The organism is Massilia pseudoviolaceinigra, assembly GCF_030846505.1.
Classification (GTDB): domain Bacteria; phylum Pseudomonadota; class Gammaproteobacteria; order Burkholderiales; family Burkholderiaceae_D; genus Telluria_A; species Telluria_A violaceinigra.
The window spans coordinates 259,144-285,029 of sequence record NZ_JAVCWL010000001.1; the positions used below are offsets into that span (position 1 = coordinate 259,144).

A 25,886-nucleotide genomic window follows, 5' to 3' on the forward strand; every position below is an offset into this window, starting at 1 on the left:
ATTAGCGGACCGCCGCGGCTTGCCGTCCGGTCTGCTGATCAAGGCGGGAGCGCCAGCGGACCATGCGCTCGCCGCGCCGTCCGTCGTGGCCGCGCTGGGCGCCTTGTGCGATGAGTTTCCCTGCCTGTACCACAGCAGCCTTGACACGCGGCTGGCCGGTGTGCTGCGTGGCCAGGGCTGGACCGAGCTGGCCGCGCGCAGCCTGTTTTGCGCCGACGAGCGCCTGAGCGCGGCGCTGCTGCCCGCCGAAGCGCGCTGGATCGATGGCGACTGGTGCATGGCCGCGCCGGCCAGGGAGCCGGCCCGCCAGGCGGCATCGCGCTCGCTCGCCCTGCAGCTGGTGCAACTGGTCGCCGCCGACGCCGACACCCACGAAATCGAAGCGCTGCTGCGGCTCGACCCGACCCTGTCGTACCAGCTGCTGCGCCTTGTCAATTCCCTCGGCATGGGCGTGGTGCGGCGCATCACCAGTTTCGGCCAGGCGCTGCTGATCCTCGGGCGCCAGCAACTGCGCCGCTGGCTCAATCTGATGCTGTTCGCCGCCAACAAGGACGATATCCGCTCGCCCATGCTGCTGGCGCGCGTGGCGGTGCGCTCGCGCGCGCTCGAACTGCTGGCGCGCACGCGCGGCCTGGACAAGCTGACCCAGGAGCAGGCATTCATGACCGGGATGTTCTCGCTGCTCGGCGTCCTGTTCGGCATGCCGCTGCCCGCGATCCTGGCTCCGCTTTCGATCAGCGATGCGGTCCTGGGCGCGCTGCTGCACCGCGACGGTGAACTGGGTGCGCTGCTCGACCTCGTCGAATGCGCCGAACGGGGCGAACCCGATGCGCTGGCGGCGCGCGTGACAGCACTGCAGATGACGCCGTGCGACTTCAACGGCGCCATCATCGAAGCGAACCGCTGGATGCTGGGCGCCTTGCGCGACACCGGCGCGCGTCATCATGGCTGAATCGGCCCTCGACCGCAGCCTTGACCTCGTGCGCACCGCGCGCGAGATGGAGGGCAGCGCGCTGACCCAGATGCTGGTGCGGCTCGAGGCCGAGCTGATGCTGGCAAAAGAAGCGCAGCAGCCGCCGGCGCGGCGCCTGCTGCGGCACCACGCCGACACCTACGAATCGTCCGACGAACCGGTGATCGTGCTTGATTTGTCCGGCTACCTCACCAGCTGGAACCGCGGCGCCGAAGCGGTGTTCGGCTACACCAGCGAGGAAGCGATCGGCCAGCACGTGCTGTTCCTGTACGCCGACGACACCGATGAAAGCGACCCCGGCATCGCCGAACTGTTCCTCGAACACGGCAGCTGCCTGGTCGAAGTGCGGCGCCGCCGCAAGAGCGGGGACGTGATCTGGGTGCGGCTGGCGCTGTCGCTGATCCACGATGACGAGGGCGACGCGATCGGCATGCTGGTGCACCTCTCGCCGCTGGCCGAGCACCTGACCGAGGAAGACAAGATCCGTCTGTACGCGCGCATTATCGAAGACAGCGACCAGGGCGTGCTCATTACCGACGCCAGCGAGCGCATTGTCTCGATCAACAGTTCGTTCACCCGCATCACTGGCTACTCGGCGGACGAATCGATCGGCCAGACGCCCGACCTGCTGCGCTCCGGCGTGCATGACGCCGAGTTCCGCGCCAAGGTGCGCGCCGCCATGCAGGGCAATGGCCCGTTTCGCGGCGAGATTGTCGGCAAGCGCAAAAATGGCGAGCTGTTTCCGCAATCGGTCACCATCAGCGTGGTGCGCAATGCCGAGGGCCGGATCACGCACACGTTCTCGCTGTTTTCCGACATTAGCGTGCACAAGGACGCCGAAGCGCGCATGCAGCGCATGGCCAACTACGACAGCCTGACCGGCCTGCCGAACCGCTCGCTGTTCAATCACCTGGTCGGACAAGTGCTCAACGAAGCGCGGCGCTGTAACGAATACGGCGCGCTGATGGTGGTCGAAGTAAACCGCATCGGCGCCATCAGCGACACGCTCGGCCACGACGTGGCCAATGAAGTGCTGTGCATGGTGGGGGGCCAGTTCCGCAGCGTGCTGCGCGAGCCGGACATCCTGGCGCGCATCGACGGCAGCAAATTCGCCATCGCCCTGCCCACCATCGGCCAGCGCGAGCACGCCGGCATCGTCGCGCAAAAGCTGCTGGCGACACTGGCCGCGCCGCTGCTGGTGGCGGGCCACGGCCTGCAGGTGAGCGCCAATATCGGCATCGCGCTATACCTCGATGACAGCATGGATACCGCCTCGCTGCTGCGCTTTGCCGAGGTGGCGCTGGCCAAGGCCGGTGAATTCGGCAGCGGCGGCTTCCTGTTCTACCGCGACGAAATGGACCAGCGCGCGCGCGAGCGCCTGCGCCTGGAAACCGAGCTGCGCGAAGCCCTGGCCGGGAACCAGTTCGAGCTGCACTACCAGCCCAAGGTGAGCCTGCGCAGCGGCCGCATCGTCGGCGCCGAAGCGCTGATCCGCTGGCGCCATCCGGAGCGCGGCATGGTCTCGCCGGGCGTGTTCATTCCGCTGGCCGAGGAGACGGGACTGATTTTCGATATCGGCAACTGGGTGATGAATGAAGCGTGCCGCCAGATCCGCGCGTGGGACGACGCCGGGCTGTCCATGCCGCCGATTGCGATCAACGTGTCGGCGCGCCAGTTCGACCGCAGCCTGCCGGGCCGCATCAGCGCGGTGCTGGACCAGCACCGCGTGGAGCCGGCGCAGATCATGCTGGAGATTACAGAGAGCCTGCTGGTGCGCGGCACCGACGGCGTCATCGCCATCATGAACGAACTGGTGGCCATGGGCCTGGCGCTGGCGCTGGACGACTTCGGCACCGGCTATTCCAGTCTGGCCTACCTGAAAAAATTTCCGATCAGCACATTGAAAATCGACCGTTCGTTCGTGGTCGGCTTGCCGTACGAGGAAAACGATTGCGCCATCGCCCGCGCGATCGTGACGATGGCCCAGCAATTGCGCCAGGAAATCGTGGCAGAAGGCGTCGAAACGCCCGAGCAGATGGCCTTTTTGCGCGACCTCGGCTGCGACCAGCTGCAAGGCTACCTGTTCAGCCAGGCTGTGTGCGCCGATGAATTTGCCCGCATGCAGCGCGAAGCGAAACGGCTGATGGTGAGCCGCTGAGGCGCCGGCGCGCTCATTGCGCGCACCTCTGTTCAACATCAAACACGGCGCGTATTTTCCGCGCATGCTTTCTTCACAGGTCAACCATCCTTTGAAGAGTCTGCTTTGACAAGCCCTTTCCCAACCGAACCGCAGGTCACTGTGCTGATGCCGACATACGGCCAGTGCCACTTCATCCGGCGCGCGCTCGACAGCCTGCTGGCCCAGTCCCTTGGCGCGTGGGAAGCCATCGTCATCGACGACGGCTCGCCCGACGACACGGCCGGCGTCGTCGCACCGTACCTAAGTGATGAACGCGTGCGCTACCAGCGCCTTGCCGCACAACACGGGCCTGGGCAATGCCCTGAACTGCGCGCTGAACCTGGCGCGCGCGCCGCTGATCGCCTGTCTGCCGAGCGACGACGTGTTTTACCGCGAGCACCTGGCCACATTGTGCGCGGCGCTGCACGCCCGGCCCGACGCCGTTCTCGCGTACGCGGGCGTGCGCCATCATTACAACCGCGAGGCCGACGGCCTGATCGCCGGCACCGCGCTGCAGCTGGTCCAGTGCATGTACCGCAGGAGCGAGCTGCGCTGGACCGACCGCGACGAACTCGAATCGGACGACCTGGAACGCCTGTTCTGGGGCCGACTGCGTGAACTTGGCCCGTTTACCGGCACCGGCCAGCTCAGTTGCGAATGGACCAGTCACCCGGCCCAGCGCCACAAGCTGATGCAGGAGCCGGTGGGCGGCATCAACCCGTTTCGCCAGCATTACCGGGTGCGCGAGCCGCTGCGCTTTCACACCACGGCCGGCAACGCGATCGACGAGGTGGCGCAGTACCACGCCATGCGCGCGCGCCCGTCCACGCCGGCTGCCGGCGATGGCTTGAATATTCTGCTGGCCGGCGAACTGGCCTATAACGCCGACCGCGTGCTGGCGCTGGAAGAGCGGGGCCACACGCTGCATGGGCTGTGGATGCGCGAGCCGTACTGGTACAACACGGTCGGGCCGCTGCCGTTCGGGCATGTGCGCGAACTGCCGTCCGGCCGCTGGCGCGAGGCGCTCGGGCAGCAGCGGCCGGACATCATCCATGCCCAGCTGAACTGGCAAGCGGTGCCGTTTTGCCACCAGCTGATGCTGGCCACGCCAGGCGTGCCGTTCGTGTGGCACTTCAAGGAAGGCCCGTTCATCTGTCTTGAAAAAGGCACGTGGCCGCAGCTGGTGGACCTGTTCGAGCTCGCCGACGGGTGCATCTTCAGCAGCCCGGAAATGCGCGACTGGTTCGATACCGTGTTGCCGGGTCTGTCGACCTCCAAGCCCTGCCATGTGCTCGATGGCGACCTGCCCAAGGCGAGCTGGTTTGGCGAGGCGCGCACCAGGTTGCTGTCCGCCGCGGACGGCGGCGAATTCCACACCGTCGTTCCAGGCCGCCCCATCGGCCTGCATCCGCACACCGTGGGCGAACTGGCCGCCCAGGGCATTCACCTGCATTTCTACGGCGACTTCACGCAAGGCCAGTGGCGGCAATGGATAGCCGACGCACGCGGCCTGGCGCCACGCCATTTGCACCTGCATGCCAATGTCGACCAGTCGCGCTGGGTGGAAGAATTCTCGCGCTACGACGCCGGCTGGCTGCACGCCTTCGCCAGCAGCAACGACGGCGAACTGCGGCGCGCCAACTGGGATGACCTGAACTATCCGGCGCGCATGGCCACCCTGGCGGCAGCCGGCCTGCCGATGATCCAGCGCAGTAACGAGGGCGCCATCGTGGCGACGCAGTCGCTGTCGCACCGGCTCGGCACCGGCCTGTTCTACGATTCGATCGGGCACCTGGGCGCCTTGCTGCGCGACCGCCCGCGCATGGACGCGCTACGCGAGCAGGTGTGGTCGCAGCGCGCGCAGTTCACCTTCGACGCCCACGTGCCCGAACTGGTCGCGTTTTTCCGGCGCGTGATCGCGGCGGCGGGCAGCAATGACGCGCGCCGGCGCGGGCCGAGGATTTCCTGACCGTCTCCGTACCGGTCAGCGGCGTCCGCGCAAGGGGTCGAGCAGGCTGCGCAGGTCGTTGTGATCGAGTTCGTACATCAGGGCGAGCAGTTCGCCGATCTCGCCGCGCGGAAAACCTTCGCGCGCGAACCAGCCAAGATAGTGGCCGGGCAGGTCGGCGATGACGCGGCCTTTGTATTTACCGTACGGCATCTCACGGGTCAGCAGCAGCTGGAGGTGTTCAGGTTTCATGATCCCGCTACTGTAGCAAAAACCGCGTCTTCCGGCCGGTCCCGCGTTCGCGACTGCCTTCGGCTTGACATCGCCAGTTAACGTAACTATCATTGTTACGTTAAAGTTCGGCAAGCTGGCCGAGCCCTCAACCAACTCGAAAGGCACACGATGGATACCCCTATGGACACAGACTTTATCGTCGTCGGCGGCAGCTTCGCCGGCATGGCCGCGGCCATTCAACTGGCGCGCGCCAACCGCCCGGTGCGCGTGATCGACGCCGGCCAGCCGCGCAACCGCTTTGCCGCCGCCGCCCACGGCTTCGTCGGTCACGACGGACGCGCCCCGCACGCCATCATGGACGACGCGCGCCGCCAGCTCCTGGCCTACCCAAGCGCCAGCGTCATCGATGCCACAGTCGACAGCGCGGCCCGGGTCGACGGCGGCTTTGAAATCGTCCTGGCCGGCGGTGAGCGCATGCGCGGCAAGCGCCTGATCCTGGCGACCGGCGTGGTCGACCAGTTCCCGGCCATTCCCGGCGTGCGCGAGCGCTGGGGCACATCGATCCTTCACTGCCCTTACTGCCACGGCTACGAATTCCTGGGCCGGCAGCTCGCGGTGATCGGCATGATGCCGATGTCGGCCCACATGGCGCAGCTGATCGCCGAGTGGTCGCCGTTCGTCACCTACTGCGCCAACGGCATCGCGCTCGAGCCGGAGCAGGAGCAGATCCTGCGCGCGCGCGGCATTCGCATCGAACATGGCAAGGTGGTATCGCTCGGTGGCGTGGCGCCTGCGCTGGACGGCATCGTCCTTGCCGATGGCACGCTGGTGCCGGCCGACGCCGCGTTCCTGGCCACGCAGGTGTCCACAAGCCCGCTCGCGCAGCAGCTCGGATGCGCCTTCGACGAAGGCCCGCTCGGTCTCTACGTGCGCACCAACGAGTTCCAGGAAACCACCGTGCCCGGCGTGTTCGCCGCCGGCGACGTGGCGCGCATGCCGCACAACGCCACCTGGGCCGCCGCCGATGGCGTGACCGCCGGCGCGGCCGCCCACCGCTCGGTGGTCTTTGCCTGACACGCCCCGTCATGCTATCGTCCCGCTCTCACAAGGAGCCGAAATTGACCTGCCTGCGCCGCCTGTCCTGCCTGTTTTGCCTGTTCGCGCTCACCATGCTGGCCTCTTGCGCCGCGCCCGGCGGCACCGGCTCGCCGGCCGCGCAGATCGAGCGCCTGGAGATCGTCAGCCGCAGCCCCGCCTTTGACGGCAAGGTCTTCGACGACGCCGGCGTCTACGAGAAAATCGTCGCCATGGCGCATATGCGCATCGACCCGCATCATCCGGCCAACCGCGCCATCGTGGACCTCGACAAGGCGCCCACCAGCGGCGGCTGGGTCAGGTACCGCACCGACGTGATCGTCCTGCGCCCGCGTAACGCGGCCAGTGCCTCGCGCGTGCTCCTGCTCGATATCCCCAACCGCGGCGGCAAGCTGGCGCTCCAGATGGTCAACGAGGCCGGCGCAGGCGAAGCGGGCAACGGCTTCCTGATGCGGCGCGGGCATACGCTGGCGTGGATCGGCTGGCAGGGCGATATCGGCCTGTCGGCCAACGGCGAATCGGCCGGCACCGCCTTTCCCACGGCGCGCGCGGACGGCCAGCCGATCACCGGCCAGAGCGTCGAAGAGAAGGTCTTCGACGATATCAAGCCCACCGGCGCCATCGACCTGGCGTATCGGGCAGCGTCGACCGGCCAGGCGGGGGCGGTGCTGAGCGTGCGCGCCCATGCCACCGCCGCGCCGCTCATCCTGCCGGCCAGCGCGTGGAGCTACACCAGTCCCACGCGGATCGATGTCACCCGCCCGCGCGGCTTCGACGCCGGCGCGATCTACCAGTTCCAGTACGAGGCGGTTGACCCGGTGGTCATGGGCCTGGGCATGGCGGCGCTGCGCGACGTCACCAGCCACCTCAAATCCGGCCTCGCCGACGGCGCCGGCCAGCCCAATCCCCTGGCCGACATCAAACCGGACGTCACGCTGGCGCTGGGCGTGTCGCAGCCGGGACGCTTTTTGCGTGACCTGATCTGGCAGGGTTTCAATGCCGACCCGCGCGGCGGCAGGGTATTCGACGGCGCCATGCCGCTCCTCGCCGGCAGCCGCAAGAGCTTCGTCAACCGCCGCTTCGGCCGGCCGGAACGCTACTCCACCCAGCACCTGAACCACTGGAGCTACGGCGACCAGTTCCCGTTCAGCTATGCGGTCACCACCGACCCGGTCAGCGGCGCCACCGACGGCATTTTCGCGCGCTGCCGGGCGAACGACAGCTGCCCCAAGCTGATGCACGTCGACAGCAGCACCGAATTCTGGCAGGGCCGCGCCTCGCTGGTGGTGACCGACGGCGCCGGCAAGGATATCGCCCTGCCGGCCGGCGTGCGCGCCTACCTCATGGCATCGACCCAGCACATGGCCGCCAGCCGCGCGACGGTCGGCATCTGCAAGTGGACGAATAATACGGCGCAGCAGGGGCCTGCCGTGCGCGTGCTGCTCGATCGTCTGGTGGCGTGGGCGCGCAGCGGCAAGGAGCCGCCGGCCAGCCGCTTTCCGCAAATCGGCAACGCCATGCTGGTGCCGCCGCAGCGCGACGCGGTCGGTTTTCCCGACCTGCGCGCGCTGGGGGTGACCTATCCGGAAGGCTTGAATGAGTTGACGGTGGTCGATTACGCCAGCCTGCCGCCCAAGCCGGCGGCAGACAAACGCTATCAGGTGTTGGTGCCGATGGCCGACGTGGACGGCCACGATATCGCAGGCATCCGTTTGCCCGATGTCGAGGTGCCGCTGGCCACCTACGCTGGCTGGAACCTGCGCCGCGGCGGCTTTGCGGAAGGCCAGTTGTGCGGCCTGAATGGCTTGTCGGTGCCGTTTGCGGCGGCGCCGCGCGCGGGCGATCCGCGCCGCGCGCTCTCGCAGCGCTATCCGACGCGGCTGGAATACGCCAAGGCGGTGGCGCTTGCCGCGCGAGCCCTGCGCGACGAGGGCCTGCTGCTCGACGAAGACGTCACCCGTTTCATCGAGCGCGCCAAAGTCGAGCAGCGGGTCGGTGCGCAGGTGCCTTAACGCTGCCGTTCTTTGGTGTTGTGCGCCTTGATGATCACCTTCCACTTGTTGCGGGCAGCGATGCGCTCCAGCGGCGTTTGCTGGCTGCGCCGTGCATCGCGCAGCAGCTTGCGGTAGTTCAGCAAACGGTCCGGATCGACCGCGCCGCGCACCGCGCAGCCGGGTTCCTCTTCATGCGCGCAATCGCGGAACTGGCAATGCCGCGCCAGCTCGCCAATGTCGTCGAAGCTGGCCGCCAGCGCTTCTTCATCGGCGTCCGGCTGCCACGAGCGCAGGCCGGGGGTGTCGATGATGCAGGCGCCGCTCGGGCACTGGTGCAGCGAACGCGCGGTGGTTGTGTGGCGCCCGCGGTTGTCGCCGCGCCGCACCCCGCCGGTCTCCTGGCTGCTGGCCGACAGCGCATTGGTCAGGGTTGACTTGCCTGCGCCGGAGGTGCCCAGCAGGATCAGCGTCTGCCCGGGCGCCAGCCAGGGTGCGAGCACGCGCCCCGGCTCGTCGCCCAGGGCGTTGAGCGCAAACGCCTGCACCCGGCGCGGCAGGCGCTCCGTGAGCTGGCGCATGCGCTCCTCGACGTCAACGCCGATATCGGCCTTGGTCAGCACCACCACCGGTTCGACCCCGGACGATTCGGCCAGCGCCAGATAGCGTTCGAGCCGGCGCAGGTTGAAGTCGTGGTCCAGCCCCATGACCAGGAGCGCCGTATCGACGTTGCTGGCCAGCGACTGGCGGCGCCCCTCGCTGGTGCGGCGCGCGAGGTGGGTCACCGGCGGCAGCCGTTCGGACAGCCATTGCTCGTCGTGGGCGTGGGTTTCAACCAGTACCCAGTCGCCCACGGCGAGGGCAGCGTCGTTCGCTTGCAGCGACTGGATCAGTTTATTGAGCGAGCGCGCGCGCGATTCGGCCACGCCGTCATTGATGACGGCCCAGTCGCGATGGATTTCGGTGACGCGCGCCAGGCGCGTGCCCTCTGATGGGGCGTTGATGGTGGCGAGTTGGCTGGCGACCGATTGCGTCAGCCCGATAGTGCGCAGTGATTCAAAATCGATGTGGATCATGGTGAGAATGTGTTCCCGGATTCGTCAAGCCCGCGACGCGCGCGGGCACAAGCCGCGCGCAACAGCACGCAGGCAAAGGAAAACGGAGGTCGGCGCGCGATCAGGCGCGCATCAACACACGATGCTCAGTCCAGAAGAACAGCAGTAAGGCGGGTTGTGGCGGGATCAGGCAGCCGACAGGAGGGCAATGTCATTCGTATGCATGGTGTAGTCTCCTGTGGAAGTGAATTAAAGTGGGAAGTGTGACAGTGGAGGACAGGCGCGTCAAGCGCGAGGACAATGTTATATTCGCTGCAACCGCCCTGCGCGAAGGAGCACCATGGAGCTGAAGCGATGACCAACCCCGCCCGCCTGCGCGACTTCGTGCGCGCTTTTACCAGCCTTGCCGATAAGGCGGCGCAGGATGAAGTGCTTATGCTGGAGCAGGGCAGGACGCTCCTCGCCGATCTGGTTACAGTTGATGACTGGCTGCCCGCGGCCTTCGCCGAGCCTCACCCCGACCGCTATCAACAATACCTGCTCCATTGCGACCCGCGCGAACGCTTCTCGGTGGTGAGTTTTGTATGGGGTCCGGGCCAGGCCACGCCGGTGCACGACCATACCGTCTGGGGCATGGTCGGCGTGCTGCGCGGCGCCGAACAGTGCGAGGAATTCGCCCTTCCGGCGGGAGGCGGTCCGCTGCAAGCGCTTGGTACGCACCACCTGCCGGCGGGCGCCATCGACATCGTGTCGCCGCGCGTGGGCGACATACACCGCGTCTCGAATGCCTGCCCAGGTGCGGTTTCGGTCAGCATTCACGTGTATGGCGCCGACATCGGCCGCGTGGAGCGCCATGTGTACGACGCAGCCACGGGCGCCGCCACGCGTTTTGTCTCCGGTTACAGCGCCCGCGCCACACCCGAAAACTGGCAGTAATTGCCCATATCGGGTTGTTGCGTATAATCTAAGATCAGCTTGGCAAAACCATTATTAGAGAACAGATCATATGGCTTCATCCTCAGACAATATCAGCATGGCGGTGTTTTGCGACTTCGAGAACGTCGCACTCGGCGTGCGCGACGCGAACTACGAAAAATTCGACATCAAGCCGGTCCTCGAACGGCTTCTGCTCAAGGGCAGCATCGTGGTCAAGAAGGCGTACTGCGACTGGGAGCGCTACAAGGGCTTCAAGGCCACCATGCATGAAGCGAACTTCGAGCTGATCGAGATTCCCCATGTGCGCCAGTCCGGCAAGAACTCGGCCGACATCCGCCTGGTGGTCGATGCGCTGGACCTGTGCTACACCAAATCGCACGTCAACACCTTCGTGATCATCAGCGGCGACTCCGATTTTTCGCCGCTCGTGTCCAAGCTGCGTGAAAACGCCAAGCAGGTGATCGGCGTGGGCGTGAAGCAGTCCACCTCGGACCTGCTGGTGGCGAACTGCGACGAATTCATTTTTTACGACGATCTGGTGCGCGAAGTAAAGCGCGCGGCCGCCAAGCGCGACGAGCGCAAGGTGCAGCCGCAGCCAAAGCGCTCGCCCGACGAAGGCAACCGCCGCAAGGAAGAACTCGAAGCGCGCAAGGCGCAGGCGATCGATCTGGTGGTCGAAATGTTCGATGCGCTGGTATCCGAGCGCGGCGACAGCGGCAAGATCTGGGCGTCGCTGCTGAAAGATACGCTCAAGCGCCGCCGTCCCGACTTCAACGAAACCTATTACGGCTTCCGCACCTTCGGCAACCTGCTGGAAGAGGCGCAGAATCGGGGCATGCTCGAATTCGGCCGTGACGAAAAATCCGGCGCCTACGTTTACCGCAGCAGCAATGCCGCCAACAACAACCATGCGCTCGCGGTGGAGCTGCAAGCGCCAGCCGCGCAGGACGCGCCAGTGGACGCCGAGGTAGCGGAAGAAGTGGCGGCCAAGCCGGAATCGTCGCGCCGCGGCCGTGGTCGCGGTGGACGCAACCGCAACGACACGGTCGAAGCGGCCGCGCCGGAGGTAGTGGAGGTGGAGGACGCAGTCGAAGCGCTGGACGCCGAGCCGGTAACGAGCGTGCCAGCCTGGTACGACCCGCAGCCGGAAACGGCCGATGCCGCGCCGGTCGTTCCCGAGTCGTCGCGCCGTCGTGGCCGAGGAGGACGCAACCGCAACGAGCCGGTGGCCGAGGCCAGCGTGGCGCAAGCCGAGGAGCCGGTTGCAGCCGCTCCGGCATGGTACGACCCGGTCCCGCAGGTCGAGGACACGGAGCAGCCGGCCGAAGCGGAAGTGACCCCGGCGCCGCCAGCGCAGGAAAAACGTCGCCCCGCGCGCAAGAGCGCGGCGAAAAAGGCGGCCAAGCAGGCCGACGTGGCGCCGCAAGCCGAGCCGGAACCAGCACCGCAAGCGGAACCGGAGCCGGAACCGGCGGCGCTTGAGCTGCCGGCAGGCGACGAAGCCGCCGCCAAGCCGGCCCGCAAGGCGATCCCGCGCAGCCGCCGTCCGGCCAAGCCGAAGGCGCCAGCGAAAAGCAAGTAATCCGCATCAGCGCGGGGGCGCCACGCTCCCGCGCGCATCGACGGCCGATTGCAGCGCCAATCCACCGTCCACCAGCATCGCTGTCCCCGTGACGCTCCCGATATGCCGCATGCATGGCCGCTTTCCACGTGCCGCGCACACATGTGCCGCCCCTGCACGCAATCGCAAAATGGTGCAAACTTCAAGCTGTCGCCATGATCGTCCGAAAAGGAAGCCCGCCATGCGTATGCTCACCGCCCTTGCGCTGTCACTGGCCGTGCTCGCGCCCGTCGCCCACGGCGCCCCGCTGGCGGCCAGCCATCCCATTCTCGGCATCTGGACGCTCAAGCTGCCCGGCGGCGGCTGCTCCGAAACCTACCGCTTCCGCGGAGACGGCACCACGCTCGTGATCAGCGCCGCCGAGGTCTCCGAAAGCAAATTCGAGATTCCCGCCAAGCCGAGCGCCGCCGGCTTCTACAAGCTGGTCGACAAGAACGTCAAAGTCAACGGCAAGCCCGATTGCGCGGGCAAGGTCATGAAAACCGGCGCCACGGGCACCAATTACATCCGCTTTCATCCGTCCGGCACCCTGTTTGTGATGTGCGCCGCCGAGTCGCTGGATGCCTGCATCGGCCCGTTCCGGCGCGTCGCAGGCAAGGAGATCTGATTGCTGCGCATCGGCGTCATTTCGGACACCCACGGCTTGCTGCGTCCCGAGGCCATGGCTTTTCTCGCCGGTAGCGACTACATCGTCCATGGCGGCGACATCGGCAACGCCGCCATCCTGGCTGACCTGGCCGCGATCGCGCCCCTGACGGTCGTGCGCGGCAATAACGACAAGGGCGATTGGGCCGCCGCCGTGCCGCACAGCGCTCTGTTGACCGTGGGCGGGGTGAGTCTGTACGCGCTGCACGACATCGCCGATCTGGATGCGGCCGCGCTGCCTGATGATGTAAAGGTAGTGGTGTGCGGCCACTCGCACCGGCCGCTGGCCGAGCAGCGCGGCCAGCTGCTGTACCTCAATCCCGGCAGCGCCGGTCCGCGCCGTTTCAGCCTGCCCGTCACTGCGGCCGAACTGCTGGTCGATGGCGACCGGGTAAGGGCCAACATCGTCGAGCTGATTTCGCGCCGTTGAGGCCATCCCCGAAAGCCCCCTCGTCCGATGCCCCGGCCCGGCCCGGTGTATATTGCTGCCGGTTCTATCATCCAAGGCACTTCCATGTCCCCGGCTTTACTTCTTTGCATCCTCATCGCCTACTTCGCCCTGCTGCTCGGCGTAGCCTTGGCTACCTCGCGCAATGCGACCAACGACAGCTTCTACATCGGTAATAAAAGCAGCAACTGGAAGCTGGTCGCCTTCGGCATGGTCGGCACCACCCTGTCCGGCGTGACATTCATCAGCGTGCCCGGCGCGGTGGGGCGCGACGGCTTCGGCTACATGCAGGTCCTGATCGGCTACGTGATCGGCTACATCGCCGTCGCGTATATCCTGCTGCCGCTGTACTACCGCCTGAAACTGACCTCGATCTACGACTACCTGAACCAGCGCCTCGGCCGGCGCGCCTACCAGAGCGGCGCTTCCTTTTTCATTATCTCGCGCCTGCTGGGCGCCACCGCGCGCCTGTACCTGGTGGTGAATATTTTGCAAGCCATCATCCTCGACAGCCTGGGCGTGCCGTTCTGGCTCACCACCCTGGTCATCCTGGCCATGATCCTCATGTACACCTACCAGGGGGGCGTCAAGACCATCGTCTGGACCGATACCCTGCAAACGAGCTGCATGCTATTCGGCCTGCTCGCCTGCATCGCCATCCTGCTGTTCCAGATGGACCTGTCGGTCGGCCAGAGCCTGGCCCAGATGCAGGAGCGCGGCCTGGCGCGCGTGTTTACCACGTCCTTCGACAGCCCCAATTTCTACCTCAAGCAGATCGTGGCCGGCGCCTTCATCGTCCTCGCCATGACCGGCATGGACCAGGAGATGATGCAAAAGACGATCTCCGTCAAAACCCTGGCCGACTCCCAGAAAAACCTGCTCAGCCTCACCGTGATCCTGTTCGTGGTGCTATCGCTGTTCATGTTCCTGGGCGGCCTGCTGTACCTGTACGCGCCGGTGGTGGGCGCCACCGCCAGCGGCGACAAGCTGTTCCCCGCCATCGTCATGGGCCACTTGCCGGCGGCGCTGCAGATCATCTTCCTGATCGCGCTGATTTCCGCGCTGTTCCCCAGCGCCGATGGCGCCATCACCGCGCTCACCTCCACGGTCTGCATCGACCTGCTCGGCCTCACGCGCCGCCACGACCTGACGGAGCAGGACAAGGTGCGCTGGCGCCAGCGCGTGCACCTCGGTTTTGCGCTGCTGTTCCTGGTGCTGGTGATGGCCTTCAAATGGGTCGACAGTCCCAGCATGATCGGCGTGATCCTGAAAGTGGCCAGCTATACTTACGGCCCGCTGCTTGGCCTGTTCGCCTTCGGCATCCTGACCCGGCGCACGCTGACGGACCGCTGGGTGCCGCTGGTGGCCGTCGGCGGCCCCGTGATCTGCGCTTTCCTTGAATATAATCAAACATTGCTGTTGGGAAGTTATCGCCTCGGGCTTGAGTTGCTCATGATTAATGGCATATTGGTGTTTGCCGGCTTGTGGGCGATTTCCAGCCCCGGGCGCGCCCCGCATTTCGGACGGGACCCGGCGATTTCGCTTACAGTAGACGTTTAGCCTTTACCAACCCCCACATTTTCTGCCGGAGTACCGATGTCATTCAAACCCTTGTCTTCCCTTCGCCGGGGTTTCGGCGTGTTCTGGAGAGCGGTCGACAGCACGCGCCGGGGCGTGCTCAATGTGCTGTTCCTGGCCATCGTCGTGTTCCTGCTGATCGCCGTTTTCAGCGGCGGCGGCGTCAAGCCGATGGCGACCAAGACCGCGCTCGTGCTCGAAATTAAGGGCAGCCTGGTCGAGCAGCACAGCGGCAACGTACGCGAGGCGCTCATGGCCAATGCCGGCGCCGGCGAAGTGCGCCGGTCGGTGCAGCTACGCGACGTGCTCACCGTGCTCGATCGCGCCGCCAAGGACCCGCAGATCAGCAGCGTGCTGCTGCTGCTCGACGAAATGGACGGCGCGGGACTTGCCATGCTCAATGAAGTCGGCCTGGCCATCGACCGCGTCAAGGCGTCGGGCAAACCCGTCATCGCCTGGGGCAGCGCGTTCGACCAGCGCCAGTACCTGCTCGCCTCGCACGCCACCCAGGTGTATATGCATCCGATGGGCGCGGTTATGATCGAAGGCTTCGGCCGTTACCGCAATTACTACCGCGATGCGCTCGACAAGGTCGGCGTGACGGTCAACCTGATGAAGGTCGGTACCTACAAGAGCTTCGCCGAGCCGTACATCGGCAATGGCCCCTCGCCGGAAGCGGCCGAAGCGGACGCCTTCCTCTTTAAAGCGCTGTGGAGCGGCTACACCACCGACGTCGAGAAAAACCGCAAGCTGCCGGCCGGCTGGATCGCCCAGCGCATCGAGACCCTGCCTGCCGAGACGGAACAAGCCGCTGGCGACACCGGCAAGCTGGCCCTGACCAGCAAACTGGTGGACGGCCTGAAAACGCGCGACGAAGTGCGCGCCATGATGATCACGCGCGGCGCCAAGGACGATGAAGGCACGAGCTTTCGCCAGGTCGGGTTCGGCGAGTACCTGATGCGCGTGACCCCGGAGTTGATGGGCGACGCCGTTGGCGTGATCGTGGCCTCCGGCGAAATCAGTGACGGCAATGCACCTGCGGGCTCGATCGGTGGCCTGTCCACCGCGAACCTGATCCGCAAGGCGCGCGAGGACAAGCAGATCAAGGCCGTCGTGCTGCGCGTCGATTCGCCCGGCGGCAGCGCCTTCGGTTCGGAACTGATCCGGCGCGAGCTGGAACTGACGCGCGCCGCCGGTAAACCCGTGGTGGTGTCGATGGGCAGCGTGGCGGCATCGGGCGGCTACTGGATTTCGATGGCGTCCGACGAAGTATTCGCCGACCGCGCCACCATCACCGGTTCGATCGGCGTGTTCGCGATCCTGCCGACGGCCGAAAAAGTGGTCGAGAAACTGGGCATCCACACCGCCGGCGTGACCACCACCTGGCTGGCCGACGCCTACAACCCAATGCGTCCGCTCGACCCGCGCTTCGCCCAGCTGATCCAGAGCAGCATCAACCATATCTACAGCGACTTCACCACCAAGGCCGCCGCGGCGCGCAAGACCACCCAGCCGAAGATCGACGAAGTGGGGCAGGGCCGCGTGTGGACCGGCGTGCAGGCCAAGGAACGCGGCCTGGTCGACACCATCGGCAGCTACACCGATGCGCTCAAGTCGGCCGCCAAACGCGCCAAGCTGGCAGACGGCTACCGCGTCGCTTACGTCGAGCGCGAGGTGTCGGCATTCGAGCGCGTGCTCACCTCCGTGTTCGGCGTGAGCGCCGCGCACGCGGTCAACATCGAGGTCAAACTGGGCCTGATGCCGACTGGCGTGCCGTCGAGCGCCGTGGCCGAAGTGAGCAAGGAACTGAGCTGGCTGGCCGATCTGGCCAAGGATCGCAAGCCATTCACGGCGGTCACCCACTGCATGTGCACGGCGCCCTGACGCCTTGCTGTACACGGATGGGCAGTCCATGCCCATCCGCGCGCCACGCCATCGATTTGTAGCGAGTTTGTAACGCCATGTATTTTGTTACAAACTCGCCCGTGTCACCCATTCCCCCATGACAATGCATGCCCCGCCACCGCCTGAAGGGTGGCGGCGGCATGTGCTTTCATGACCGCCCATGAATCGGCCTGCTTTGGGGCTTGAACCTGCCCCGGCCGAAACATGTCGAAACCCTTGTCCGTGCTAGAGTTCCTTCAATAATCGTTGCAATCAAGACAAGGAAAAGCATGAACCCATCACCCTCCCAGCCACGGCGCAGCCGCCGTGCCAAGCTTATCGGTAGTGTGATTGCCGTACTCGCCATGGCCGGACTGGGCGGACTCGCCTGGTACCTGACCCACCAGAGCCCGGCGAGCGGCCCTGGCGGCGCGCATGGCGCGGCTTCCGGTCCGGGCGGTGGCGGTGGCGGCGGTGGCCGTGGTGGACGCGGCGGCGGCATGGCCACCACGGTCGGCGTGGCTACGGCTGAACGCACCGACATCCCGGTCATCCTCGACGCCCTCGGCACCGTCACGGCGGCCGCCACTGCCACGGTGCGCCCGCAGGTGTCGGGCATCCTGCAAAAGATCCACTTCAGCGAAGGGCAACTGGTCAAGGCGGGGCAGGTGATGGCCACGATCGACCCGCGCCCGTTCGAGATGGCGCTGATGCAGGCGTCCGGCACGCGCCAGCGTAACGAAGCGCAGCTCGATAGCGCCAAGGTCACGCTGGAGCGCTACCGCACCCTGCTCGCGCAGGACTCGATCGCGCGCCAGGAGGTCGATACCCAGGCCGCGCTGGTCAAGCAGCTGCAAGGCACCGCCATGACCGACCGCGCGTCCGAAGGCGTGGCGCGCCTGAACCTGAGCTACACCCAGGTCAAGGCGCCGATCACGGGCCGGGTGGGCCTGCGCGTGATCGACATGGGCAACCTGGTCGGCAGCGGCGACGCCAACGGCATCGCCGTCATCACCCAGCTCTCGCCCATCGATGTCGAATTCGCGGTGCCGCAAGACCGCGTGCCGGACCTGCAGGCGCGCATCCGCGACAGCGCCAGCCTGGCCGCCACCGCGTTCGACCGCACCCGTACCACCTCGCTCGCCAAAGGCGAATTCAAGGCGCTCGACAACCAGGTCGACGTGCAGACCGGTACCGTGCGTGCCAAGGCGCGTTTCGCCAACGGCGGCCAGGCGCTGTTCCCCAGCCAGTTCGTCAACCTGCGCCTGGAGCTGCGCACCATCAAGGATGCCGTCGTGGTGCCGGTGACCGCGCTGCGCCACGGCAGCACGGGCGACTTTGTCTACGTGCTCAATGCCGCCGAACGCACGGTCGCCGTGCGCCCCGTGACGCGCGGCCAGGCCACGGTGGACAAGGTGGAAGTGAAAACGGGCCTGAAAGCGGGCGAGCAGGTGATTACCGAAGGCGCCGACCGCCTCAAGGATGGCGCCAGGGTGACCCTGGCGACCGACAAGCCGGCTGCCGGCGCCGGTGGCGGGCGTCGCCGCCAGCGCGAAGGAGCGCCGCGATGATGGTTGCGCGCAGCACGAGGGGTGCGCGATGAATCCGTCCGCCCCGTTTATCGCCCGCCCGGTCGCCACGTCGCTGCTGATGCTGGCCATTGTGCTGGCCGGCTTCGTCGGCTTCAAGTTCCTGCCGTTGTCGGCGCTGCCGCAGGTCGATTTCCCCACCATCCAGGTGCAGACGCTGTATCCGGGCGCCAGTCCCGAAGTCATGGCGCGTACCGTCACGGCGCCGCTGGAACGCCGCTTCGGCCAGATGTCCGGCCTGCAGCGCATGAGTTCCACCAGCGCCTCCGGGGTGTCCATCGTCACCCTGCAGTTCGGCTTGGGGCAAACGCTCGATGTGGCCGAACAGGAAGTCCAGGCGGCGATTAACGCCGGCGGCTCGCTGCTGCCGGCCGACCTGCCGGCGCCACCGGTGTACGCCAAGGTCAACCCGGCCGATGCGCCGGTGCTCACGCTGGCCATTACGTCCGACACGGTGCCGCTGACCGAAGTACAGAACCTGGTCAACACACGCTTGGCGCTAAAAATCAGCCAGGTGTCGGGCGTGGGCCTGGTTACCCTCAGCGGCGGGCAGCGGCCGGCGGTGCGCATCCAGGCCGATACCGGCGCGCTGGCCACCTACGGCCTTGGCCTGGACACGCTGCGCAGCGCGATCTCGGGCGCCAACGCCAACAGCGCCAAGGGGAACTTCGACGGTCCCACGCGCTCTTACGCAATCAACGCCAATGACCAGCTCCTGACCGTGCCCGATTATGAAAAACTGATCGTCGCCTACCGCAATGGCGCCCCGGTGCGCCTGTCCGACGTGGCCAAGGTGGTCGACAGCGCCGAAAACGTCAAGCTGGGCGCCTGGGCCAACATGAAGCCGGCCATCATCCTCAACGTGCAGCGACAGCCGGGCGCCAACGTCATCGCCACGGTGGACGCCATCAAGGCGCGCCTGCCCGAGCTGCAGGCCAGCCTGCCCGGCGCGCTGCGGCTCGATGTGCTGTCGGACCGCACCACCGGCATCCGCGCCTCCGTCACCCACGTCGAACTCGAACTGCTGCTGGCCGTGGCGCTGGTGGTGCTGGTGATTTTCGCCTTCCTGCACAGCGTGCGCGCCACCGTCATTGCCAGCCTGGCGGTGCCGATTTCGCTGATCGGCACCTGCGGCGCCATGTACCTGCTCGGCTACAGCCTGAATAACCTTTCCCTCATGGCGCTGACGATCGCCACCGGCTTCGTGGTCGACGACGCCATCGTCATGATCGAAAACATCGCGCGCTACATCGAAGAAGGCGAAACGCCGATGGCGGCCGCCGTCAAGGGTGCGGCGCAGATCGGCTTTACCATCATCTCGCTGACGGTGTCCTTGATCGCCGTCCTGATTCCTTTGCTGTTCATGGGCGACGTGGTGGGGCGCCTGTTCCGCGAGTTCGCCATTACCCTGGCCATCACGATCCTTATTTCGGGCGTGGTGTCGCTGACCCTGGTGCCGATGATGTCGGCGCGCTGGCTGCGCAGCCACGAAGATGAAAAACCGGGGCGCATGGCGCAACGTACCCAGGCATTTTTCGACCGCGTGATCGTGCGCTACGACCATGCGCTGAACTGGGTGCTGGCGCGCCAGGGCCTGACCCTGCTGGTGGCGCTGGCCACGCTGGTGCTCACGGCCGTGCTGTATGTGCTCATTCCCAAGGGTCTGTTCCCGACCCAGGACACCGGCCAGCTCCAGGCGCGGGTCGAAATGCGCCAGTCGATCTCGTACGACCGCATGGCCGAACTGCAGCAGGCGGCCGGCAAGGCAATCCTGGCCGATCCCGATGTGGAGTCGCTCAGTTCCAACGTCGGCGTCGACGCGGCCAACAACACCATGCTGCACACCGGCCGCATGCTGATCAACCTGAAACGCGACAAGGCGTCCAGCCAGGCCGAGATCATGGAGCGCCTGCGCCGCCGCGTGGCGGACGTGGCTGGCGTCACCCTGTACCTGCAACCAACCCAGGACCTGACCATCGACGCCGAAAGCGGGCCGACGCTGTACCGCGTCTCGCTCGAAGGAGCCGACAGCGCCACGGTCAGCCAATGGGCGGGCACCCTGGTCAGGCATCTGCAGCAGAACAGGCAGGTGACGAATGTGGTGACCGACGCCGGCGCCACGGGCGTCTCGGCTTTTGTGAGCATCGACCGCGATACCGCGTCGCGCCTGTCGATCACGGCCGCCTCGATCGACGACGCCCTGTACAGCGCCTACGGCCAGCGCATCGTCTCGACCATTTTCACCGAGACCAACCAGTACCGCGTGATCCTGGAAGCCCAGCGCGACCCGCAAATGTCGATCGCCGCCCTGGGCCAGTTGCCGATCAAGACCGGCTCCGGCAAGACCACGCCGCTGTCGGCGGTGGCAAGCATCACCGAGCAGCCGGCACCGCTGCAAATCACCCACGTGGCGCAGTACCCGGCCACCACCATCGGTTTCGATACCGCGCCGGGCGTCTCGCTGGGCCATTCGGTGGAGGCGATTCGCGCCGCCGCGCTTGAGATCAAGCTGCCGGCGTCGGTCAGCATGACCTTCCTCGGTGCGGCGGGCGCCTACCAGGCGTCGCTGTCGAACCAGCTGTGGCTCATTCTGGCGGCGGTAATATGCGTCTACATCGTGCTCGGCGTGCTGTACGAAAGCTATGTGCATCCGCTGACGATTCTGTCCACCCTGCCGTCGGCCGGCGTGGGCGCGCTGCTGGCGCTGATGATCAGCGGCCAGGACCTGGGCGTGATCGGCATCATCGGCATCATCCTCCTGATCGGCATCGTCAAGAAGAACGCCATCATGATGATCGACTTTGCCATCGAGGCCGAACGGGAGAAGGGCATGGCCCCGCGCGAGGCAATCCAGCAGGCCGCTCTGCTGCGCTTCCGCCCGATTTTGATGACCACCCTGGCCGCGCTGTTCGCGGCGGTGCCGCTGATGCTCGGCTGGGGCGAGGGCGCCGAATTGCGTCGCCCGCTTGGTCTGGCCATCTTCGGTGGCCTGATCGTCAGCCAGATGCTCACGCTGTTTACGACGCCGGTGATTTACCTCGGCTTCGACAGCCTGGCGCGGCGCTGGTCGCGTAAAGACACCGTGACTGCGGGCGAGGTAGCCAAGTGAATCTGTCCGAGCCTTTCGTACGGCGCCCGATCGCCACCGTCCTGCTCACGCTCGGCATCGCGCTGGCCGGTATCGGCGCGTTCTTTGTGCTGCCGGTCTCGCCGCTGCCGCAGGTGGACTTTCCGACCATCTCGGTAAGTGCATCGCTGCCGGGGGCCAGTCCCGACACCATGTCGACCAGCGTGGCCACGCCGCTGGAACGGCGCCTGGGCGTGATCTCCGGCGTGAACGAAATGACTTCGTCGAGCGGCAGCGGATCGACGCGCGTGAGCCTGCAGTTCGATCTGAACCGCAAGATCGATTCCGCCGCGCGCGAAGTGCAGGCGGCCATCAGCGCCGCGCGCGCCGACCTGCCGTCCACCCTGAAGAGTAACCCGACCTACCGCAAGGCCAATCCGTCCGACGCACCCATCATCATTCTGGCGCTGACGTCCAGAACCAAGTCGCCGGGCCAGATCTTCGAGTCGGTATCGAACCTGGTGCAGCAAAAGCTGGCGCAGGTACAGGGCGTGGGCGACGTGGAAATCGGCGGCGGCTCGCTGCCGGCGGTGCGCGTCGAATTGCTGCCGTATGCGCTGAACCGCTACGGCGTCTCCACGGAAGACGTGCGCGCCGCGATCCAGTCGACCAATGCCAACCGCCCCAAGGGCGCAATCGAAGGCAACGGCATGCGCCTGCAAATCTATTCGCAGGCCAGCACCGCCACGGGCGGGCGCAGCGCGGCCGACTATCGCAGCCTGGTGGTGGCCTGGCGCAACGGCGCCGCCGTGCGCCTGGATGACGTGGCCCAAGTGATCGATGGCGTCGAAAACGTCAATACATTGGGCCTGTTTAACGGCCAGCCGGCGGTGATCGTGCTGATCACGCGCCAGCCCGGCGCCAACGTCATCGAAACGGTGGACGGCGTGCGCGCCCTGGTGCCCATGCTGCAGGCGCAGTTGCCGCAGGATGTGAAGCTGGAAGTGGCCTCCGACAGCACCAACTCGATCCGCTCCTCGCTGGCCGAGATCGAGCTGACGCTGATGATCTCCATTTTGCTGGTGGTGCTGGTGGTCAGCCTGTTTTTGCGCAGCGTACGCGCCACCATCATCCCGGCGGTGGCCACGGTGGTGTCGCTGCTCGGCACCTTCGGCGTGATGTACATGCTGGGTTTTTCACTGAATAACCTGTCGCTGATGGCGCTGACCGTGGCCACCGGTTTCGTGGTCGACGACGCCATCGTTGTACTGGAAAATACCGCCCGCCATATTGAAAACGGCATGGAGCGCATGCAGGCGGCGCTGCTCGGCGCGCGCGAAGTCGGTTTTACGGTGCTGTCGATCAGCCTGTCGCTGGTGGCGGTGTTCATCCCGCTGCTGTTCATGGGCGGGCAGGTGGGCCGCCTGTTCCGCGAATTCGCCGTTACGCTGTCGGCGGCAGTGATGATTTCGCTGGTCATTTCGCTCACCACCACGCCGATGATGTGCGCCTGGCTGCTCAAACCCACCGGCCATGACCGCCAGCCAGGCCGGCTTGCGAGTTGGGCCGAGCGGGGTTTCGACCGCATCCACAAGGCGTACGAGCATTCGCTCGACTGGGCGCTCGACAGCATTGCGCTGGTGATGGTGATTTTCGTGTTCGTGATCGGCCTGAACGTGTACCTGTTCAGCGCCGCGCCGAAAGGCTTCTTTCCGCAGCAGGACACGGGCCAGATCAGCGGCGGCATTCGCGCCGACCAGAGCATTTCGTTCCAAGCCATGCAAGCCAAGTTGAAGCAACTGGTCGACATCATCCGGCGCGATCCGGCGGTGGCCACGGTGGTCGGCTTTACCGGCGGCGGACGGGCCGGCGGCGGCTTCATGTTCATCAATCTGAAACCGGTGTCCGAACGCAGCGACGGCGGCCAGGCGGTGATTGCGCGCCTGCGCCCGCAACTGGCCAAGGTGACCGGCGTGTCGATGTTCCTCAATCCGGTGCAGGACCTGCGCATGGGCGGGCGCCAGTCCAACTCGACCTACCAGTACACCTTGAAGAGCGACAACCGGGCCGACCTCAAACAGTGGGCCGGCAAGCTGGCGGACGCCATGAAGCGCCAACCGGCGCTGGTCGATGTCGACACCGACCAGGCCGAAAACGGGGTCGAGATGTTCGTCCAGATCGACAAGGACAGTGCCGCGCGCCTGGGCATCAACCCGCGCGACGTCGACAATGCGCTCTACAACGCCTTTGGCCAGCGTCAGGTCAGCACCATCTACGATGAACTTAATCAGTACAGCGTGATCATGGGCGTGGCGAAGCAGTACCAGCAGACGCCCGAGGCGCTCAACGACGTGTATGTGCCTTCGCGCGGCACCGCCAGCGCCGGTGGCGCGGCCGCGCCGGCCAACACCACGGCCGCGCGCGATCCGTCCAGCGGCCAGGCCCTGAGCAGTGCCGCTACCACCATGGTGCCGCTGTCGGCCATTGCCAGCTTTGCCGAAAGCTCGACCCCGACCTCGGTCAACCATCAGGATGGCGAACTGGCCACGACCGTGTCGTTCAACCTGGCGCAGGGCAGCAATCTGGCCGACGGACAGGCGGCTGTGAAGCAGGCCGAGGCCGACATCGGCATGCCGAACAATGTGCGCGGCAGCTTCCAGGGTACGGCGCGCGCGGCCGACGAGTCGAACAAGGAGCAGCCGATGCTGATTGCGGCGGCCATCGTCGTCATCTACATCGTGCTCGGCATCCTGTACGAAAGCCTGGTGCACCCGATCACCGTGCTCTCCACCCTTCCGTCGGCCGGCGTGGGCGCGGTGCTGGCCCTGCTGCTGTTCAAGATGGAGTTTTCGATCATTGCCCTGATCGGCGTGTTTTTACTGATCGGGATCGTGAAAAAGAATGCGATCCTGATCATCGACTTTGCGCTGGAAGCGGAACGAACGCGTGGCCTGACCCCGCTCGAAGCGGTACGCGAGGCCTGCCTGCTGCGTTTCCGCCCGATTCTGATGACGACCCTGGCGGCGGCACTGGGCGCCTTGCCGCTGGCGATCGGCTTCGGCGAAGGTTCGGAGCTGCGCCGCCCGCTCGGCATCGCCATCATCGGTGGCCTGATCGCCAGCCAGGTCCTGACCCTGCTCACCACACCCGTGGTCTACGTCGTCATGGACAAGCTGCGCCGCCGCAGCCCCACCGAGCGCCAGCCCGGTCATCACGCCGACAACACTGCCTCACCTAATCCACAATGAGTATTCCTATGCGCGCGACCCCGTTCCTTCGTCTTTTACCGCTGGCCGCCTTCCTGCTTGCCGGCTGCGCCGTCGGTCCGGCGTACGTGAAACCCAGCACGCCGGAACCGGCGGCATTCAAGGAAGCGCAGGGCTGGTCTCCCGCCGCGCCGGCCGATGCGCTCGACCGCGGTCCATGGTGGACCCTCTTCAACGATCCGGTCTTGAACGAACTGGCGGGGCAGATCGAGGTGTCGAACCAGAACGTGGCGGCCGCCGTGGCCTCGTATGCGCAATCGCGCGCGCTGGTGCAGCAGCAGCGCGCGGGCCTGTTCCCGAGCGTGTCGCTCAGTACCAGCGGCGAGCGTTCGGGCACGCGCAATGCCGGCGCCGACAACAACTACCGTCTCAACATCGGCACCAGCTGGGAGCCCGACCTGTGGGGCCGGCTGCGCGCCAGCGTGACCGCGGCCAGCGCCAACGCCCAGGCCAGCGCCGCCGACCTGGCCTCGGCGCGCCTGTCGGCCCAGGGCGAACTGGCCGCGAACTATTTTGTGGTGCGCCAGACCGACGCCCAGGCGGCGCTGCTGGCGACGACCATCGAAGGCTACCAGCGGGTGCTGCAGATCACCCAGAACCGCTTCGACGCCGGCATCGCCACCAAGTCCGACGTGCTGCAGGCGAGCACCCAACTGGCAAACGCCCGGATCGACGCCTTGTCGCTGGCGCGCCAGCGCGCCCAGTTCGAGCACGCCATCGCCATCTTGCTGGGCAAGGCGCCGGCCGACTTTACCCTGGCAAGTGCGCCGTGGCAGGCCTTCGTGCCCGAGATTCCGGTCGGCGTGCCGTCGGCGCTGCTGCAGCGCCGGCCCGACATCGCCGCCGCCGAGCGGCGCGTGGCGTCGGCCAATGAGCAGATCGGCATCGCGCGCTCGGCCTATTATCCGAATATCAGCTTGAGCGGCTCCGTGGGCAACGCGGGCAGCCGCGTGTCGGACCTGTTCAGCGCCTCGAACGCGCTGTGGTCCTTCGGCCTGAGTGCCGCGCAAAGCCTGTTCAACGCCGGTGCCACGCGTGCCAGCGTGGCGGGCGCCGAGGCCGGGCAGCAGGCGGCAGTGGCACGCTACCGCCAGACGGTGCTCGACGCCTTAGGCGACGTGGAAAACCAGCTCTCCTCCACGCGCGTGCTGGCGCAGCAGCTGGTGCTGCGGCGCCAGGCGTCCGAATCGGCCGACCAGGTCGAGGCGCAGATGCTCAATCGCTACAAGGCGGGGCAGGTGGGATACAGCGATGTGGTGCAGGCCCAGGCCAGTGCGCTGTCGGCGCGGCGCGCGCTGGTGCAGGCCCAGGGCGACCGCCAGAGCACCGCGATTTCGTTGATTCAGGCATTGGGCGGCGGCTGGCAAGCGCAGTAAA

17 protein-coding genes and 1 pseudogene are annotated in these 25,886 nt (G+C 66.3%); 16 read left to right on the top strand and 2 right to left on the bottom strand.

Annotation, left to right across the window (positions count from 1 at the left end):
• Positions 1–19 precede the first annotated feature (19 nt).
• From RBA40_RS01270 to RBA40_RS01285, 4 genes and pseudogenes are all read left to right on the top strand, one after another.
• On the top strand, positions 20–952 hold the full coding sequence (locus RBA40_RS01270) for an EAL and HDOD domain-containing protein (protein WP_306645276.1): 933 nt from the start codon (positions 20–22) through the stop codon (positions 950–952).
• Positions 945–3,131 carry a putative bifunctional diguanylate cyclase/phosphodiesterase gene (locus RBA40_RS01275; RefSeq protein ID WP_306645277.1) on the top strand — a complete coding sequence of 729 codons (2,187 nt, stop codon included), beginning with the start codon at positions 945–947 and terminating at the stop codon, positions 3,129–3,131. Before RBA40_RS01270 ends, RBA40_RS01275 begins: the two co-directional genes overlap by 8 nt.
• A 147-nt stretch (positions 3,132–3,278) precedes the next feature.
• A pseudogene (locus tag RBA40_RS01280) lies at positions 3,279–3,383 on the top strand (glycosyltransferase family A protein); the annotation flags it as partial.
• 37 nt (positions 3,384–3,420) lie between these two features.
• Complete coding sequence (locus RBA40_RS01285; protein WP_306645279.1) at positions 3,421–5,121, top strand: glycosyltransferase; 1,701 nt, start codon at positions 3,421–3,423, stop codon at positions 5,119–5,121.
• Positions 5,122–5,136: 15 nt separating this feature from the next.
• On the opposite strand, the gene RBA40_RS01290 is transcribed toward RBA40_RS01285, so the two are convergent.
• Positions 5,137–5,352 carry a DUF3820 family protein gene (locus RBA40_RS01290; protein WP_054263608.1) on the bottom strand — a complete coding sequence of 72 codons (216 nt, stop codon included), beginning with the start codon at positions 5,350–5,352 and terminating at the stop codon, positions 5,137–5,139.
• A gap of 162 nt (positions 5,353–5,514) precedes the next feature.
• Here RBA40_RS01290 and RBA40_RS01295 point away from each other — a divergent pair, with 162 nt between their 5' ends.
• Together RBA40_RS01295 and RBA40_RS01300 are read left to right on the top strand one after the other, a co-directional pair.
• Positions 5,515–6,408: an NAD(P)/FAD-dependent oxidoreductase gene (locus RBA40_RS01295; protein WP_306645281.1), complete on the top strand. Its 894-nt coding sequence runs from the start codon at positions 5,515–5,517 to the stop codon at positions 6,406–6,408.
• Positions 6,409–6,452: 44 nt separating this feature from the next.
• A complete protein-coding gene (locus RBA40_RS01300; RefSeq protein ID WP_306645282.1) occupies positions 6,453–8,441 on the top strand; it encodes an alpha/beta hydrolase domain-containing protein in 1,989 nt (662 codons plus the stop codon).
• On the opposite strand, the gene rsgA is transcribed toward RBA40_RS01300, so the two are convergent.
• The gene (gene rsgA / locus RBA40_RS01305; RefSeq protein WP_306645284.1) at positions 8,438–9,496 is read right to left on the bottom strand and encodes a ribosome small subunit-dependent GTPase A; all 1,059 of its coding nucleotides are present in this window, start codon (positions 9,494–9,496) and stop codon (positions 8,438–8,440) included. The two genes, RBA40_RS01300 and rsgA, sit on opposite strands and share 4 nt — an antisense overlap.
• Before the next feature lie 333 nt (positions 9,497–9,829).
• On the opposite strand from rsgA, the gene RBA40_RS01310 reads away from it, so the two are divergent.
• The 10 genes from RBA40_RS01310 to RBA40_RS01355 all read left to right on the top strand — a co-directional run bounded on the left by RBA40_RS01310 (position 9,830) and on the right by RBA40_RS01355 (position 25,885).
• Positions 9,830–10,411, top strand: a complete 582-nt coding sequence (locus RBA40_RS01310) for a cysteine dioxygenase family protein (RefSeq protein ID WP_306645286.1) — start codon at positions 9,830–9,832, stop codon at positions 10,409–10,411.
• 70 nt (positions 10,412–10,481) lie between these two features.
• Positions 10,482–11,993, top strand: a complete 1,512-nt coding sequence (locus tag RBA40_RS01315; protein ID WP_306645287.1) for an NYN domain-containing protein — start codon at positions 10,482–10,484, stop codon at positions 11,991–11,993.
• Positions 11,994–12,213: 220 nt separating this feature from the next.
• The gene (locus RBA40_RS01320; protein WP_306645289.1) at positions 12,214–12,639 is read left to right on the top strand and encodes a hypothetical protein; all 426 of its coding nucleotides are present in this window, start codon (positions 12,214–12,216) and stop codon (positions 12,637–12,639) included.
• A complete protein-coding gene (locus RBA40_RS01325; protein WP_306645291.1) occupies positions 12,640–13,107 on the top strand; it encodes a metallophosphoesterase family protein in 468 nt (155 codons plus the stop codon).
• A gap of 84 nt (positions 13,108–13,191) precedes the next feature.
• Complete coding sequence (locus RBA40_RS01330) at positions 13,192–14,685, top strand: sodium:solute symporter (RefSeq protein ID WP_306645292.1); 1,494 nt, start codon at positions 13,192–13,194, stop codon at positions 14,683–14,685.
• 36 nt (positions 14,686–14,721) lie between these two features.
• The gene (gene sppA, locus RBA40_RS01335) at positions 14,722–16,587 is read left to right on the top strand and encodes a signal peptide peptidase SppA (RefSeq protein ID WP_306645293.1); all 1,866 of its coding nucleotides are present in this window, start codon (positions 14,722–14,724) and stop codon (positions 16,585–16,587) included.
• Between the two features lie 290 nt (positions 16,588–16,877).
• Positions 16,878–18,158, top strand: coding sequence for an efflux RND transporter periplasmic adaptor subunit (locus tag RBA40_RS01340; protein WP_306645294.1), 1,281 nt, complete (start codon positions 16,878–16,880; stop codon positions 18,156–18,158).
• A gap of 28 nt (positions 18,159–18,186) precedes the next feature.
• Positions 18,187–21,285 carry an efflux RND transporter permease subunit gene (locus RBA40_RS01345; protein ID WP_306645296.1) on the top strand — a complete coding sequence of 1,033 codons (3,099 nt, stop codon included), beginning with the start codon at positions 18,187–18,189 and terminating at the stop codon, positions 21,283–21,285.
• Positions 21,282–24,491, top strand: a complete 3,210-nt coding sequence (locus RBA40_RS01350) for an efflux RND transporter permease subunit (RefSeq protein ID WP_306645298.1) — start codon at positions 21,282–21,284, stop codon at positions 24,489–24,491. Before RBA40_RS01345 ends, RBA40_RS01350 begins: the two co-directional genes overlap by 4 nt.
• A gap of 8 nt (positions 24,492–24,499) precedes the next feature.
• Positions 24,500–25,885 carry an efflux transporter outer membrane subunit gene (locus RBA40_RS01355; protein ID WP_306645299.1) on the top strand — a complete coding sequence of 462 codons (1,386 nt, stop codon included), beginning with the start codon at positions 24,500–24,502 and terminating at the stop codon, positions 25,883–25,885.
• The last annotated feature ends 1 nt before the right edge of the window (position 25,886 follow it).